The organism is Acinetobacter sp. BEC1-S18-ESBL-01 (genome assembly GCF_014169935.1).
Lineage (GTDB): Bacteria > Pseudomonadota > Gammaproteobacteria > Pseudomonadales > Moraxellaceae > Acinetobacter > Acinetobacter pittii.
Map to the genome: position 1 here is coordinate 1999816 of NZ_AP022302.1, position 15008 is coordinate 2014823.

At 37.6% G+C, this 15008-nt stretch carries 14 protein-coding genes; 8 read left to right on the forward strand and 6 right to left on the reverse strand.

Annotation, left to right across the window (positions count from 1 at the left end; translation table 11 throughout):
- Positions 1–8 precede the first annotated feature (8 nt).
- The 3 genes from H7R46_RS09360 to H7R46_RS09370 form a co-directional block, all read right to left on the reverse strand.
- Positions 9–1874, reverse strand: coding sequence for a SurA N-terminal domain-containing protein (locus H7R46_RS09360; protein ID WP_182924192.1), 1866 nt, complete (start codon positions 1872–1874; stop codon positions 9–11).
- A 131-nt stretch (positions 1875–2005) separates the two neighbouring features.
- Positions 2006–2278, reverse strand: a complete 273-nt coding sequence (locus H7R46_RS09365; protein WP_001043034.1) for an HU family DNA-binding protein — start codon at positions 2276–2278, stop codon at positions 2006–2008.
- A gap of 169 nt (positions 2279–2447) precedes the next feature.
- Complete coding sequence (locus tag H7R46_RS09370; RefSeq protein ID WP_005069443.1) at positions 2448–2903, reverse strand: phasin family protein; 456 nt, start codon at positions 2901–2903, stop codon at positions 2448–2450.
- Between the two features lie 208 nt (positions 2904–3111).
- Here H7R46_RS09370 and H7R46_RS09375 point away from each other — a divergent pair, with 208 nt between their 5' ends.
- The 8 genes from H7R46_RS09375 to fdx all read left to right on the forward strand — a co-directional run bounded on the left by H7R46_RS09375 (position 3112) and on the right by fdx (position 9227).
- Entirely contained in the window at positions 3112–3759 is a 648-nt protein-coding gene (locus tag H7R46_RS09375) for a hypothetical protein (protein ID WP_005069445.1), read from the forward strand.
- A gap of 109 nt (positions 3760–3868) precedes the next feature.
- Positions 3869–4342, forward strand: coding sequence for an Rrf2 family transcriptional regulator (locus H7R46_RS09380; protein WP_002117915.1), 474 nt, complete (start codon positions 3869–3871; stop codon positions 4340–4342).
- A gap of 1 nt (position 4343) precedes the next feature.
- On the forward strand, positions 4344–5561 hold the full coding sequence (locus H7R46_RS09385; protein WP_002117998.1) for an IscS subfamily cysteine desulfurase: 1218 nt from the start codon (positions 4344–4346) through the stop codon (positions 5559–5561).
- A 66-nt stretch (positions 5562–5627) separates the two neighbouring features.
- Positions 5628–6014, forward strand: coding sequence for a Fe-S cluster assembly scaffold IscU (iscU, locus tag H7R46_RS09390; protein ID WP_002117907.1), 387 nt, complete (start codon positions 5628–5630; stop codon positions 6012–6014).
- Positions 6015–6044: 30 nt separating this feature from the next.
- A complete protein-coding gene (gene iscA, locus H7R46_RS09395) occupies positions 6045–6365 on the forward strand; it encodes an iron-sulfur cluster assembly protein IscA (RefSeq protein ID WP_002117986.1) in 321 nt (106 codons plus the stop codon).
- A 90-nt stretch (positions 6366–6455) separates the two neighbouring features.
- Entirely contained in the window at positions 6456–6974 is a 519-nt protein-coding gene (gene hscB / locus H7R46_RS09400; RefSeq protein ID WP_002117921.1) for a Fe-S protein assembly co-chaperone HscB, read from the forward strand.
- A gap of 37 nt (positions 6975–7011) precedes the next feature.
- On the forward strand, positions 7012–8871 hold the full coding sequence (gene hscA / locus H7R46_RS09405) for a Fe-S protein assembly chaperone HscA (protein WP_005069453.1): 1860 nt from the start codon (positions 7012–7014) through the stop codon (positions 8869–8871).
- A 17-nt stretch (positions 8872–8888) separates the two neighbouring features.
- The gene (gene fdx, locus H7R46_RS09410) at positions 8889–9227 is read left to right on the forward strand and encodes an ISC system 2Fe-2S type ferredoxin (RefSeq protein ID WP_005069455.1); all 339 of its coding nucleotides are present in this window, start codon (positions 8889–8891) and stop codon (positions 9225–9227) included.
- 55 nt (positions 9228–9282) lie between these two features.
- Here fdx and H7R46_RS09415 read toward each other — a convergent pair whose 3' ends face one another.
- The 3 genes from H7R46_RS09415 to mfd all read right to left on the reverse strand — a co-directional run bounded on the left by H7R46_RS09415 (position 9283) and on the right by mfd (position 14903).
- Positions 9283–10749, reverse strand: coding sequence for an adenylate/guanylate cyclase domain-containing protein (locus H7R46_RS09415; protein ID WP_005069459.1), 1467 nt, complete (start codon positions 10747–10749; stop codon positions 9283–9285).
- 56 nt (positions 10750–10805) lie between these two features.
- Positions 10806–11240 (reverse strand): HIT domain-containing protein, encoded by a 435-nt coding sequence (locus H7R46_RS09420; protein ID WP_002117900.1) that lies wholly within the window; start codon positions 11238–11240, stop codon positions 10806–10808.
- Positions 11241–11441: 201 nt separating this feature from the next.
- On the reverse strand, positions 11442–14903 hold the full coding sequence (gene mfd, locus H7R46_RS09425; protein ID WP_005069462.1) for a transcription-repair coupling factor: 3462 nt from the start codon (positions 14901–14903) through the stop codon (positions 11442–11444).
- Positions 14904–15008 lie beyond the last annotated feature (105 nt).

Genomic DNA, 15008 nt, shown 5'->3' on the forward strand with positions numbered 1-15008 from the left:
TCACATTCTTATTTAATTTTTGCATGTGATTTTAAATATTGGCTGTAATCTTCCAATATTTGTTGACCACGTGATTGGCGATAAAGTTGTTTTAGCTGTTGTAATTGATCAGCAGGAATAGCATTAGCGGCTGATGAATTTACATTTGAAACTGCAACGACTACCAGTTCATTTGGCAAGTTTGCTGTTGTAACAGACCACATACCCGGTTTAGGGGTAGCTAAACTAAATGCTGCACGTTCAATTTCACGCTTTAAACCCTGTGAACGACTAAATACGCCAGCTGATTCAAATGCGACTTTATTTTTAGCAACTACTTGTTCTGCTGGTTGAGTTTTAAACTCAGTCAACATGGTAGCAATTTTTGCTTGAGCTGCTTTACGCGCTTTTGCATCGATAACTTTGGCTTTTGCTTCATTCATCGCTTGCGCTAATGGTTTTACACCAGCTGCGTGGTAATCACGCACTTTAACCCATACCGTATCACCATTTGCTAATTGAATATTAGATGATGCATTACGGTCACCATTTTTCACATCATCATTAAATAACTTAATTTTGACACTTGGATCACTTAAATATGGGTTTTGAGTTGCTAAAGTTACACCATTCAATGATTCAACTTTTGCACCTTTTACTTCTTGTACAACAGCTTCTAAAGAATCATTACCAACAATTGTTTCATTCAAACTGTTTACGGCATCTGAATAAACCGTAGCAATTTTATTCTTTTCAACCTCAGCCGTTAAACGCGCTTTCTCAGCTTCAAATGAAGGGATTTGGTTAGCTTGAGTTTCTGCTTCAATAATATGATAACCATATTGTGTTTTTACTGGCTGCGAAACTTGTCCATTTTTCAAACTTAAAACAGTTTTATCAAATGCATCCGAGAAAACACCTGGAGCATATGCTTCAACTAAACCACCTTTTGCTTTTGAACTAGTATCTTCAGAGAACTGCGATGCAGCTTGTGCAAACGAAAGACCACCCTGAATTTTCGCATAAACTTCTTTTGCAAGTTTTTGAGCAGCTGCGTCATCACGAGCATCAGTAGTAATTAAAATATGCTTTACAGTTCGTTTAGCATCTTTTTTCTGAGTTTCAACAAACTTTGCATAAGCTTGCTGAAGTTCAGCTTCAGTTGCAGGAGCTGGTTTAGCCATCATTGATGGAGATAAGACAACATAATCAACATCAACCGAAGCCTGTTGCTTAAATTCATTTTGATGCTTGTTATAGTAATCTGTAGCTTCTTGATTAGATGCCGTTAAACCTGTTTTGTAAGCATCTAATTTAATACTAGCTAAATGTAACGTACGTTGTTCAGTTTGCAAATTCGCAATTTGCATTAGATCAACTTTGCTTACTAAAGAGTAATCAGCAAACGTTGACGTTAACATTTTCAATGCATGATCTTGACGTAGGCTTGCTATTAAACCCTGACTCGTCATGCCAATAGAACGTAAGTAATTTTCATAGAGTTTTTGTGAGAATTGACCATTCTCTTGCAAACTAGGCTGCTGAGCTAACATTTGCTCAATTTGAGCATCACTCAAAGAGATACCTAATTTTTCTGCTTGCTGTATTAATAGATTACGTGACACCAAAATATCGAGTGCCTTAGCCTGAATGACAGGCAAATTAAGTAAACTTTCATCCCCTTTAACAGCAGCTAAATATTGTTCTTTGTAAGACTGAGTTAAAGTTTCAAGGTCTTTTTTAGATATTTCTTGGCCATTTACTGTCTTAGCAACATCAGCCTTGTTTCCCCTATTAAAATATCCTTCAATACCTACAAGTGCTAAAGGGGTCAAAAACAAAATTAGAAGGACTTTGCCGAGCCAACCCTTAATGACTGTACGAAACGATTCCATAAGTATTCCAATATTTTATTTCGAGGAGAATTTTAACTGAAAAACCACAATCAATGAATGAGCAATATTGGTCAATTCAGATATTTAATAAAAAACGCGCCTATATTGGCGCGTTTATTCATCTTAAAAGATTAAGCTACTGAATCTTTAAGACCTTTACCAGCTTTAAAGCTAGGTACTTTTGTTGCTTTAATTTGAAGCTCTTCACCAGTTTTAGGGTTACGACCAGTGCGTGCAGCACGTTCTTTAACACTGAAAGTACCAAAACCAACTAAAGTTACTGTGTCACCTTTTTTAAGTGCTTCAGTAATTGACGCAATTGTCGCATCGAGTGCCTTGCCTGCATCAGTCTTAGATACTCCCCCTTTTTCAGCAATTGCATCGATTAATTCTGATTTATTCATGAATAAAACATCCTCTTAATATCGTTTGTTTAAGGTCCAAGGCTATAGTTTAAAAGGCCATGACGCCTTTATAGCAATGCTTTAGGGGAAAACGCAATACTAGAGCAGGGCTTTTAGCAAAAATAAATGCTAAAAAACTGTTATATATTTGCTAAATCCCAACATTTTTTTACTTTTTATTCAATTTTGCTTTCAACTGTTGATTTTCTTCTATTAAAGCATCCACCTTAATATGCAGTTGTACGAGCAGTTGTTCGATGTGTTGCAAATCCTTCGGCGTCACCAGCCCAATACGGTTTAAAGAGTGATTAACACTCGTATCAAGAATCTTTTCTACTCTATCTTTTGTTTCAGATACAGATTCTTTTGCTTTTTCTGTGACCTTGCCAACAGTATTGTCTGCCAAGTCTCCAGTTTTTGATTCTAGCTCCTCACCCACTTTAACCAAAGAATCAAAAAGCTTATTTCCCTCTTCTTCCGCACGTGAAAAAGCACCAAGTCCTGCTAGCCAAATTTGCTTAGTATACTTCCTAAAATCTAAAGCTGATTTTCTTGAACTTTTTGATTTTAATTTATTTTTTTCCTCGGACTCTTCTATCTGGGTATCTGTATTTGCATTATCCATTAATCTAAACTCCTAATCAGATGAGAGAAATGATGACTGATTTGACCACAAAATATTTCTATAATAACAAAGTAAAGACTTGATCCATTTACAAAACTGTTCTACAAAGCAAATAAGTCATGTAAATATATTTAACACGACATTGTGTTAAGTTTGGGATAGGATGTCCCATTCTTCGGTTAATTGCTATTTCTAAGGATAAACTTTTATGAGTGAAACGCAACAAAGACAAAAACATCCGCGTCTGTTGCTGAATATTGTTCTAATTATTTTAGAAACTTTTTTTTCATTTATTCTCACCCACGATGGTGCCCTTCGCTTGCAAGCGAAAAAGTTTATTTTGAACAAAACAACGATTCGTATTAATAGCTATTTACCTTTCTTTGACTTCTATGTTCAATTTACAGAAAAAGGTTTGTTATTCGATATTCATTCTTTTGATAGACGTATTGATCTTGAGATCAATAGTACGCTTATCGATTTAATTAAAATTTTTGGTTTTTCTAACCAACGCAGTCTTAAAAATATGCGTATTGATGGTGATGAGGAAACGAAAAAGGAACTTCTAGATTTAATTTCTCATTTAACTCTACCAAAATTGCTAGTTGACTGGAAACAGTGGTTTAACACTTCAGATGATGAAGCTGAAACCCTTGCTTCACGTAAACGGATCGCTCCATTACTTGAGAAAATTGATCAACAAAGATCAGAGATCAACTCCCTTCACGTGGAAATTAAACAATATCAAAATCGAATTACTCGCTTACAACGACGTCAACGAAATATTAACTTCTCCTTTGGTATAATTAGCCTAATATTTATTGTTTATTTCATATATAATTTTTGGGTTGCCTAATTTATTTTTCTATTTTGTTCCTACACTTGAATTAAAAATTAAAAAACTTGACTATTTTAGTCGGGATTCATAAAATCCTATTATCTAGTCTTAACATGTGTATCGAATCATGCGCCTTACAACTCGCGGTCGCTACGCAGTGACTGCTCTACTTGATTTAGCTTTGCAGCCAACTGAACAAACGATCACGCTCGCCGAAATTGCCGCACGCCAATCCATTTCAGTTGCTTATTTAGAACAGTTATTCGCAAAACTTAAGCGTCATGGGTTAGTTTCTAGTGTTCGTGGTGCAAATGGTGGTTACCATTTGGCTCGAAATGCTGATGAAATTACTGTGTTAGAAATTATTGAAGCTGTAAATGAAACGGTTGATGCAACACGTTGTGACCATAAAGGTAACTGCCAAAATGGTGCAATGTGTCTCACTCATGATTTATGGCAAGAACTCTCTCATCATATTGCCGACTATTTAGCAAAAATCTCTCTTGCCGACCTCATTAGCCGAGACAACGTTCAAACTGTTGCATTACGCCAAAATGTGACTGGCACAGATTCAGCTCTTTTATCGGGTACAGGTATTTGATATGAAACGTCCAATTTATCTTGATTACGCAGCAACCACTCCAGTAGATCCGCAAGTTGCAGAACGTATGATGGAGTGTTTAACTTTCGACGGTACCTTTGGTAATGCTGCGTCTCGTTCGCACGCTTATGGCTGGCAGGCAGAAGAAAAAGTTGAATATGCACGTGAGCAAGTAGCAAATTTAATTAAAGCTGATCCACGTGAAATCGTTTGGACTTCTGGTGCAACTGAATCAGATAACCTTGCTCTTAAAGGTGTAGCTCAATTCTATGCATCTAAAGGCAAACATATCATTACAAGTAAAATTGAACACAAAGCTGTTCTAGATCCTTGTCGTGAATTAGAAGAACAAGGTTTTGAAATTACTTATTTAGAGCCAGAACCACAAACAGGTTTAATCACTCCTGAAATGGTTAAGGCTGCCCTTCGCCCAGATACTATTCTTGTTTCTCTTATGATGGTAAACAATGAAATCGGTACAGTTACAGATGTAGCGGCGATTGGTGAATTAACACGTGCCAACAAAACATTTTTCCACGTAGATGCAGCGCAAGCAGCTGGTAAAGTTGATATCGACTTATCTACGATGAAAATTGACCTTATGAGTTTCTCTGCTCATAAAATTTATGGTCCAAAAGGTATCGGCGCATTATATGTACGTCGTAGCCCACGTGTTCGTCTAAAAGCACAAATCCATGGTGGTGGTCATGAACGTGGTATGCGTTCTGGTACTTTGGCTACTCACCAAATCGTTGGTATGGGTGAAGCTTTTGAGATTGCAGGTAAAACAATGCATGCAGAACAAGAGCGTCTCCGTAAACTTCGTGACAAACTTTGGAACGGTTTACAAGACCTTGAACAAGTGTTCTTAAATGGTCACCCAACTCAAAACGTTGCAAACTATTTAAATGTTAGCTTCAACTTTGTTGAAGGTGAATCTTTAATGATGTCGCTTAAAGATGCTGCAGTATCAAGTGGTTCTGCTTGTACTTCTGCAACTTTAGAGCCTTCATATGTTCTTCGCGCATTAGGTTTATCTGATGAGCTAGCACACAGCTCAATCCGCTTTAGTTTTGGTAAATACACAACTGAAGAAGACATTGACCACGTGCTTACAATTACCAAAGCCGCTGTTGAGAAATTACGTGAACTTTCTCCGCTTTGGGATATGTACAAAGAAGGTATCGATCTTTCTACAGTTGAATGGGCAGAACACTAATTATTGAAATTAGTGTTTTAACCCTCATATTAATATTAGGCTGACCCCGAGGTTTGGAGAAGCGAAATGGCTTATAGCGAAAAGGTAATTGATCATTACGAAAACCCACGTAATGTTGGTGTTTTAGATAAAAACTCTGAAAATGTTGGTACAGGCATGGTGGGTGCACCTGCATGTGGCGACGTGATGCGTCTGCAAATTCAGGTAAATGATAGTGGTGTGATTGAAGAAGCACGCTTCAAAACTTATGGTTGTGGTTCTGCAATTGCATCAAGCTCTCTTGTAACTGAATGGTTAAAAGGCAAGACTCTTGATGAAGCTCAAGCGATCAAAAATATTGATATCGCAACTGAGCTTGCTCTTCCTCCAGTAAAAGTTCACTGCTCTGTACTAGCTGAAGATGCAATTAAAGCTGCGATTGATGATTACCGCAGTAAAAAATCTAAAGCTTAATTTGTTACCATTGTAAACGTTGGAGTTTTCATGATTCATTTAACTGAAAATGCTGCGACTCATATTAGCAATTACCTTAAAAATCGAGGTAAGGGTGAAGGCATTCGCGTGGGTGTGAAAACTTCTGGTTGTTCTGGGTTGGCTTATGTTCTCGAATTTGTTGATTCTGTCGATGAACATGACCAAGTTTTCGAACAATTTGGCGTTAAGGTTTTTGTAGATCCAAAAAGTCTTGTCTATTTAGAAGGCTTAGAAATGGACTACGTAAAAAATGGCCTTAACGAAGGGTTCGAATTTAACAATCCCAATAAAAAAGGTGAATGTGGTTGCGGTGAGTCTTTCACTGTATAACTCCCTCTTCTCCTTCCATCCTTTTCATTAAAACAGTGACTTTTTATAGCACTGTTTTAATGTATTTAATTAACGTGGACCTCCTTTCTAATGAATCATTTTGAGTTGTTCAATTTACCCGTAGAACTCGATATCGATTTGGCGAGCTTAAAATCTAGTTTCTTAAGTTTGCAACAGCAATATCACCCAGATAAAGCAGAAGATAAAGATCAGGCATTGATCAAATCAAGTGAAATCAATCAAGCTTTTAAAGTACTTTCGCAAGTAGATAGCCGCGCTGCTTATCTATTAGCGTTAAAAAAGCAAGATCATCACCTTGATCAATCCATTAGTGATTTTGAGTTCCTACAATCAGCTCTAGAACTTCGTGAGCAACTTGATGAAGCAACTTCACAAGAGCATTTAAGTACTCTTAAGCAAGAAGTTTTTCAGTGGATTGATGGCTTAGTTCGCGAATTTAAAATTGACTACTCAGATGAAGATTGGGGCGAAGCTCGAGATACTGTACGTAAATTACGTTTCTTTCAGCGCGTTCTTAACGATATTGAAAAAGCAGAAGATCAACTGTTGGATGATGAAGACAACTTTGATTTAGACGATGATTTTTAATTTGCTTTTTCCAATTTATATTCAAAGGATTTAACTCATGGCACTTTTGCAAATTGCTGAACCGGGTCAATCCAGTGCCCCACATGAACACCGCATTGCGATTGGTATCGACCTAGGAACAACACATTCTTTAGTTGCGACAGTGTTATCAGGCAAACCAAAAGTCCTTAACGACGAAAAAGAAAGACGACTTCTTCCTTCTATTGTGCATTATGGAAATGATGTCACTCATTATGGTGAAGAAGCAAAACCTTTCATTATTGCTGATCCAAAAAATACAATTGTTTCTGTAAAGCGTTTTATGGGACGCTCAAAAGCAGATATCAAATTTCAACACCCATATGAATTAGTGGGTTCTGAAAATGAGATGCCAGCTTTCGAGACACGTTCTGGTCGTAAAACGCCTGTTGAAATTTCAGCTGAAATTTTAAAACAACTAAAAGAGCGTGCTGAATCTAGCTTACAAAACCCAGTAAATGGAGCCGTAATTACTGTTCCAGCTTATTTTGATGAAGCACAACGTCAAGCAACACGCGATGCCGCACAGCTGGCTGGGTTGAATGTATTACGCCTATTAAATGAGCCAACTGCTGCTGCTGTGGCTTATGGTTTAGATCAAGAAACGAATTTAGCTACAGATCATAACTATGTGATTTATGACCTAGGTGGTGGTACTTTCGACGTATCAATCCTACGTTTTTCACAAGGTGTCTTTGAAGTATTAGCTACAGGTGGTCATACTGCTTTAGGCGGTGATGATTTAGATCGTCTCATTGTTAAGTGGGCTAAAAAACAATTAAATATTGATACGCTAAGTGATGAAAACTATGCAGTATTTATTGTTGCTGCTCGCCAAGCAAAAGAACAACTCTCTACACAAGAATCCGTTCAGTTAAAACTAATTGAAAATGTACTAACACTTAATCGTTCAACCTTTGAGAGCATTATTCAAGTTGCTTTAGACAAAACAATCAGTGTTTGCAAACGCGTTTTACGTGATGCAAAACTTGAGTTATCAGATATTCAAAATGTTGTTTTAGTAGGTGGCTCTACCCGTTCGTATGCTGTTCAGCAAGCAGTTCGCAATGTGTTTAATCAAGAACCACTTTGCACGATTAATCCTGATGAAGTAGTAGCGATTGGAGCTTCTATCACAGCCAATCAATTAATTGGAAACAGCCAAGACGGCTCACTACTTTTAGATGTTACTCCTCTTTCTCTTGGTTTAGAAACCATGGGTGGATTAGTAGAGCGTCTTATTTCTCGTAATACAGCTATTCCGGTTGCTCGTCGCCAAGAGTTTACTACGTATCAAGATGGCCAAACTGCCATGCTGATTCATGTAGTTCAAGGTGAAAGAGATTTAGTCGAACACTGTCGATCGTTAGGAAGATTCGTTCTTCATGGCATTCCTCCAATGACTGCTGGTCAAGCACGTATTGAAGTTACCTTTCAAGTAGATGCAGATGGCTTGCTTACTGTTTCAGCTCGTGAAACAACTTCAGGTGTACAAGCCCAAATTGATATTAAACCATCTTATGGTTTATCAGAGTCTGACACTGAACGCTTATTAATTGAAGGTTTCCAGCACGCGGAAGAAGATAAAAATCTGCGTCATTTAAAAGAAACCAAAGTTGAGGCCCAACGTGAGCTTGAAGCATTAGAACAAGCTTTGAAAGTAGATGCTGATTTACTCAATAATGAGCAACTCGAAGCACTTAAAGCCGCTGAAAATTCGCTTAAGGTACAACTTGAAAGTAATGGTATTCAAGCAATTGAAAAAGCTGTAGAACAACTTAAAGTACATAGTGATGCTTTTGCTGCACTACGTATGAATCGACATATTGACCACGCCTTAAAAGGTACAAAACTTGAAGATTGGTCAAATTCAAACTAAAGGTATAGGTGATCAATATGCCCCGTATTAAAGTACTTCCTCACGCTCAATTTTGTCCTGAAGGTGCAGAATTTGAAGTTGAACAAAATGCAAATCTTTGCCAAAGTTTGCTTGATCGAGGAATTAAAATCGAACACGCATGTGATATGTCATGTGCTTGCACTACCTGTCACGTAGTAGTTCGTAAAGGTTTTGATAGCCTAGAAGAAATGAATGATGTTGAAGCAGATCTTTTAGATCGTGCTTGGGGCCTTGAACCAGATTCTCGCCTTTCATGCCAAGTAAAAATTGTTGATGAAGATTTAGAAATTGAGATTCCTAAATATACAATCAACCACGCTTCAGAAAATCATTAATCGTGTTAATAAAAAAAGCTGCTTTAAAAGCAGCTTTTTTTATGTTTTATAAACTCTAAACCTGATCTTGCTGGTCTATTTCTAAAGGTTTAACTTCATCTTCAAGTCTTAACTGCGCTATACCTTGAGTATTCACTAAAGTTTGTTGAACTTTAATTCGTTGAATCATTTTCTCAAGCACTTCTACTAGTTCAGGATATTCATAGTTTTGTACTTCCTCTAAATTAAGTACCAAGTGAAAGCCTTTATACTCATAATCAAACCATTGCTGATGATCTGACTTATTCCCTGTATATTTCTCCATCACTTGCCATGTCTTTACGGCACCTTGAATACCTTTTAGATAAATCGGTGTTTTAGGTGCGCACAGGAAATCACTTTTGATTAATTGATAAGTATCATCTGAAATTAAGATTTCATCTATTTCAGCAGCATATTGCAGACGAGCCGCTAAATTCACATCACGACCTACAATCGTATAAGCCATACGATGTGTTGCCCCATAATTTCCTACGTGGCAATAACCAGTACTAATACCCATTCGGATATGCAATGCTGAGTAACCCATTTTTTTCCAGCGCTCGCGCAACAATTTCATTTGCTGACGCATAGCGATTGCCATTTCTACACAGGCTTTGGCATCTTGCTCCACACCTTGTGAATTCGGATCACCAAAAAATATGAGAATGGCATCCCCCATAAATTTATCAACTGTAGCTTCATACTGTTTAGCAATTTCAGTCATATGGCTTAAATAATCATTAAGCAAAAATGCCAAATCATCTGGAATCAAAGTTTCTGATAACTCTGTAAAACCCTGAATATCAGAAAAAAACACCGTCATTTTTTTACGCTTATATTCAATCTTTGCTTCAGCCTCACCACGCATAATAGATTGCCATAACTGTAATGGTGCATAACGGCTTAACTGATTAGCAAAAGCAATATAGCGAGTCATTTGGTCATAGTAATGTTGTCGCTGCTGACTGATTTTTTTAACCCAGCGATGTTGGTAATAATTTCCAATGGTAATAAACATAACCAAACCAAGAAGTGTAATTACAGTCAACTCTTGGCTAGTAGGCTCAAAATATGTATAAAAACCAAATAAAAAGAAAGTACTTAAATAAAAAATAATCGCGCCTAACAAGCTGGTCAAACAAATGACTGCGAAAGAAATACGACTATTAATTGCTGAATAAAATAATGCGAAGAGTGCAATAAATGTAGGCACCAAATTAAGATGCAGACCTGCTAAGGTAACTGCTACAACAATTGCATCGATTGCAAAGAAAACACTTTTTTGAGTTTTTTTATCGAATTGGTACTGAAGCCAATGTTCTAACTTCGAACTAATAAAAAGCAGAAATAGGAAAAAAGGTGGAACATAGATCTGATAATTTGTATTAGGTGAGGTAAAAGCATAGATCACTAAAATTAATGACAGAATTGAATATCCCATCAAACGATGAAAATATGCAAACTGCTTAGGCTCTCTATCGATAAACCTCTCTAATTGCACCCTATCCTCCACACCTCAATGTAGCCACATTCATATAAATGTGGCATTGCATTGATTTAGTCCATGCGCCAATCAAATGGCATATCGCCTTGACCACGTAACGCAAGCATAAGAGTTTGACGCATATGAGCCAGCACATCATTTGTATAAGGAACCGCAGGTGTCCCCCATACTGGTTTAGGCCATGCAACATCATTCTGATAACGTACCACATGATGGAAATGCAATTGAGGCACCATATTCCCTAAAGCTGCAACATTCATTTTATCAGCACGGAATACGCGAGATAGCTGGCTAGATAACCAACTTGATTCACGTAAAAACTGTTCTTGGTCAGCTTGGCTCAACTCATATAATTCTGTGATTCCCGGCACCCGAGGGATTAAAATCAGCCAAGGGAATTGCATATCATTCATTAAACGACATGTTGAAAGCGGAAAATCGCCTACAAAAAAAGTATCTTGAGCAAGTTGTGGATGCAAACTAAACATATCTTTTATAAATGACAATAAACAATAATGGCTAATACTATCACATCAGTTTTAATGTGAGTATTGCTAGTGTCTGGTTTGATTACAAATAACAATGATTTTATGCACTTATTCCCAGAATAGACCAAGAAATCGCGCATAAAATTCTGTTATCAACATACAAAAGATTCTTGTTGAGTTGAAATCACTTTAAAACACTATTTAAGCATGTAATTCATTCAATAATTTCGCTAACAAATCATTAATAAATTGGATTCGTTTTTCCTGTTCCTCAAGCTGAACCATAACCTTTAAACGTTGACCACCTTCCATACGATAATAGGTTGGATGCTTTTGCATGAGTTGAATAATACTGATGGCCTGAACAGGTGTATCAGGCGAGAATTCAATATTGCCGCCTTGAGTATTAATATCGATTTTAGTAATCCCTAACTGTTCAGCTTTCAGGCGAATTTGGTGAACACTAAATAAGTGTTTAACTGATTGCGGTGGAACCCCAAAACGGTCAATCAGCTCCATACGTATATTGTCGAGCTTTTCTTGGGTATCTGTATTACTAATACGCTTATAGAATAATAAACGCTGATGTACGTCACCTAAATACTCATCTGGAATCAGTGCAGGAATGTGTAAATTAATTTCTGCTGTTAATGATAAAGGTGCATCAAAATTCGGTGTTTTCCCTTGTTGAATCGCCTTAGTAGCTTTTTCAAGCATTTCCATATACAAACTATAACCAATTGCTTGCATTGAACCACTTTGCTGCTCACCTAAAAGCTCACCTGCGCCTCGAATTTCTAAATCTTCTGTAGCCAGCATGAAACCAGCACCAAGAGTTGAAGCACGTTGGATTGCATCAAGGCGTTTTTCAGCATCACCTTTTAGATGCTTTATCGAAGGAACTAATAAATAAGCATAAGCTTGGTGATGTGAACGCCCCACACGGCCACGTAATTGGTGTAGTTGAGCTAAACCAAGTTTGTCAGCCCTTTCTATCAAAATAGTGTTGGCATTTGGAACATCAATTCCAGTTTCGATAATTGTTGAACATACCAATACATTGTATTCTTTGTGATAGAACTGTTGCATGACTTGCTCAAGTTCTCTTTCCCTCATTTGCCCATGAGCCACTGCTACACGAGCTTCAGGAACAAGCACGCGAATATTTTCAGCTGCTCTCTCAATCGTATCAACTTCATTGTGCAAGAAATATACTTGGCCACCACGTAGTAACTCACGCAAGATCGCTTCTTTAATAGACGCTTCGGTATGTTCTTGTACAAAGGTTTTAACAGCTAAACGACGGGCTGGCGGTGTAGCAATGATAGATAAATCACGCATTCCCGAAAAAGCCATATTTAAAGTTCGTGGAATTGGTGTAGCTGTAAGTGTTAACATATCAACATCTGCGCGTAATGCTTTAATACGCTCTTTATCACGCACACCAAAACGATGTTCTTCGTCGACTACCATTAACCCTAGATCTTTAAACTGTACATTTTCTTGTAAAAGTTTATGGGTACCCACCACAATATCGACTTTGCCCTCAGCAAGATCTTCAATATTTTTCGTATGCGTTTTATTTGAACCAAAGCGTGATAATACTTCAATACGAACAGGCCAGTCGGCAAAGCGGTCTTTAAAAGATTCATAATGCTGTTGAGCAAGTAATGTCGTCGGTACTAAAACAGCGACCTGCTTACCATTTTGCACCGCAACAAATGCTGCTCGCATTGCAACTTCTGTTTTACCAAAACCAACGTCCCCACAAACAAGTCGATCCATCGGTTTAGCTTGTTGCATATCATAAAGCGTCGCTTCAATAGCATTGGCTTGATCAAGTGTTTCTTCATACGCAAATCCGCTTGCAAATTGCATATAAAGCGACTGATCGACTTCAAAGCCAAAACCAGGTTTTGACTGACGACGTGCCTGTATATGTAGCAACTCTGCTGCAACATCATGAATTTGTTCTAAAGCTTTACGTTTAGCCTTACTCCACGCGTCAGTTCCAATTTTATGTAATGGTGCTAAATCTGGATCTCCGCCACTATAGCGACTAATGAGATGCAAGTTAGTCACAGGCACGTAAACTTTTGCCTCTTCAGCATAGTCTAGTTGCAAGAATTCATAATCTTGCCCTTCAATTGCCAAAGTAATTAATCCAGCATAACGCCCTACACCATGGTCAATATGAACAACAGGAGCACCTATGCTTAATTCGGTCAAACTACGAATTAGGAATTCTTCTGAAACTTCTTGCTGACGTTTACGACGACGTTGAACTACGCGATGCTCATACAACTGATTTTCTGAAATAACAGACAATTGATCGGTTAAAAGCAAACCACGGTCTAATGGTGCATTCGTAATCGCAATCGCAAACTGACTTTTCTGGAATTGCTCAAAACTATCTACGCTAGGAATATCTCCCAGACTGGCACGCAAGCCATCTCTTAAACTTTCACGTCGACCAGCACTTTCTGCAACCAATAAAACAGGATGATTTGCTTCATCAATATATTTTTTAACTACAGCAAATGGTTTGTCTTTTTTCGGATCAACTGGCAACTTAGGTGGTTGCTCAACCTTAAGATTTAGAGCCCCAGCTTTTTCTTCAACTGCTTCAGCGCTCACAAGCATACGCGGGAACTGATTTAAAGCACTTAGTAAGTTATTTGGTGCAATAAATAACTCATCAGGAGGGAGAATTGGCTGGTCTGCGTTATGGCGTCTATCTTCATAGCGACGAAAAACTTCTTTCCAAAAACTGGTTAAATCAATATCTATATCATTATTTGTAATTACAATGCAATTCTTTGGAAAGTACGTTGTAAGTGTACTTTGAGATTGCATGTGAGTTTTATCAAAAAATAACGGTAAATAAAACTCAATTCCCGGAGATGCAATTCCATCAAGAACATCTTGGTAAATTGGGTTTTTCTTAGGATTTGCAGTCGGAAAAAGTTCAGAATAACGATCTCTGAAAATGGAACGAGCTTCTTTTAATGGGAACTCTTTCGCGGGAAGAACTGTAAAACTTTTTAAAGTTGTGGTGGTTCTTTGTGTTTCTGGATCAAAGAATTTTAAAGTATCAATTTCATCATCAAACAGGTCAATACGGATAGGTGCATCCTGACCAGATGCAAAAATATCCATAATGCTGCCACGTACAGCAAACTCACCATGGTCGTAAACTGTATCTACTAAATGATACCCAGCTTGTACTAAACGTAGCTTCTGTTGTTCTAAATCAAATTTTTGCCCCACACGTATATCAAAATGCTCACCTAAAACCCAAGAATATGGTGCAACTCTTTGAGCTAAAGTGCTTGCTGAAATGAGCAATATACCTTTTTGCGGCATATTGGATAAAATCGCGAGTCGTTCTGAAACAATATCTTGATGAGGTGACAAGCGGTCATACGGCAAAATTTCCCAATCAGGGAAAATTGTCGGTTTTATGCCATAAAATTCAAGTTCACTTTCTAACTGAGCAACATGTTGGTTATTTCGAGCTACTACAACGAGCAAAGATGAATGCTGAACGGCAATTTCTTTGAATAATAATGCAGCAGAAGAACCTAATAACGACCCTACCCAACGCTTTTCACCGGCTTTGAGCTGTTGTAAATTCAATTGAGAGATTTCTTGTTGAAACATGTATATGGCTTTTATCAGCTAAGAAGATATGAGCTCAATAGTAGCATGATGTTTTTAGTGAAATGAGTTATTTTTTTGAAAATCAAACTACTAGTTGGCCCTACT

Excerpts from the sequence above, each read along its gene's own strand:
- mfd (WP_005069462.1), bottom strand. The coding sequence starts at position 14,903 with ATGTTTCAACAAGAAATCTCTCAATTGAATTTACAACAGCTCAAAGCC.
- fdx (WP_005069455.1), top strand. The coding sequence starts at position 8,889 with ATGCCCCGTATTAAAGTACTTCCTCACGCTCAATTTTGTCCTGAAGGT.
- hscB (WP_002117921.1), top strand. The coding sequence starts at position 6,456 with ATGAATCATTTTGAGTTGTTCAATTTACCCGTAGAACTCGATATCGAT.
- H7R46_RS09370 (WP_005069443.1), bottom strand. The coding sequence starts at position 2,903 with ATGGATAATGCAAATACAGATACCCAGATAGAAGAGTCCGAGGAAAAA.
- iscU (WP_002117907.1), top strand. The coding sequence starts at position 5,628 with ATGGCTTATAGCGAAAAGGTAATTGATCATTACGAAAACCCACGTAAT.
- H7R46_RS09360 (WP_182924192.1), bottom strand. The coding sequence starts at position 1,874 with ATGGAATCGTTTCGTACAGTCATTAAGGGTTGGCTCGGCAAAGTCCTT.
- H7R46_RS09385 (WP_002117998.1), top strand. The coding sequence starts at position 4,344 with ATGAAACGTCCAATTTATCTTGATTACGCAGCAACCACTCCAGTAGAT.
- hscA (WP_005069453.1), top strand. The coding sequence starts at position 7,012 with ATGGCACTTTTGCAAATTGCTGAACCGGGTCAATCCAGTGCCCCACAT.
- H7R46_RS09375 (WP_005069445.1), top strand. The coding sequence starts at position 3,112 with ATGAGTGAAACGCAACAAAGACAAAAACATCCGCGTCTGTTGCTGAAT.
- iscA (WP_002117986.1), top strand. The coding sequence starts at position 6,045 with ATGATTCATTTAACTGAAAATGCTGCGACTCATATTAGCAATTACCTT.
- H7R46_RS09420 (WP_002117900.1), bottom strand. The coding sequence starts at position 11,240 with ATGTTTAGTTTGCATCCACAACTTGCTCAAGATACTTTTTTTGTAGGC.
- H7R46_RS09365 (WP_001043034.1), bottom strand. The coding sequence starts at position 2,278 with ATGAATAAATCAGAATTAATCGATGCAATTGCTGAAAAAGGGGGAGTA.
- H7R46_RS09380 (WP_002117915.1), top strand. The coding sequence starts at position 3,869 with ATGCGCCTTACAACTCGCGGTCGCTACGCAGTGACTGCTCTACTTGAT.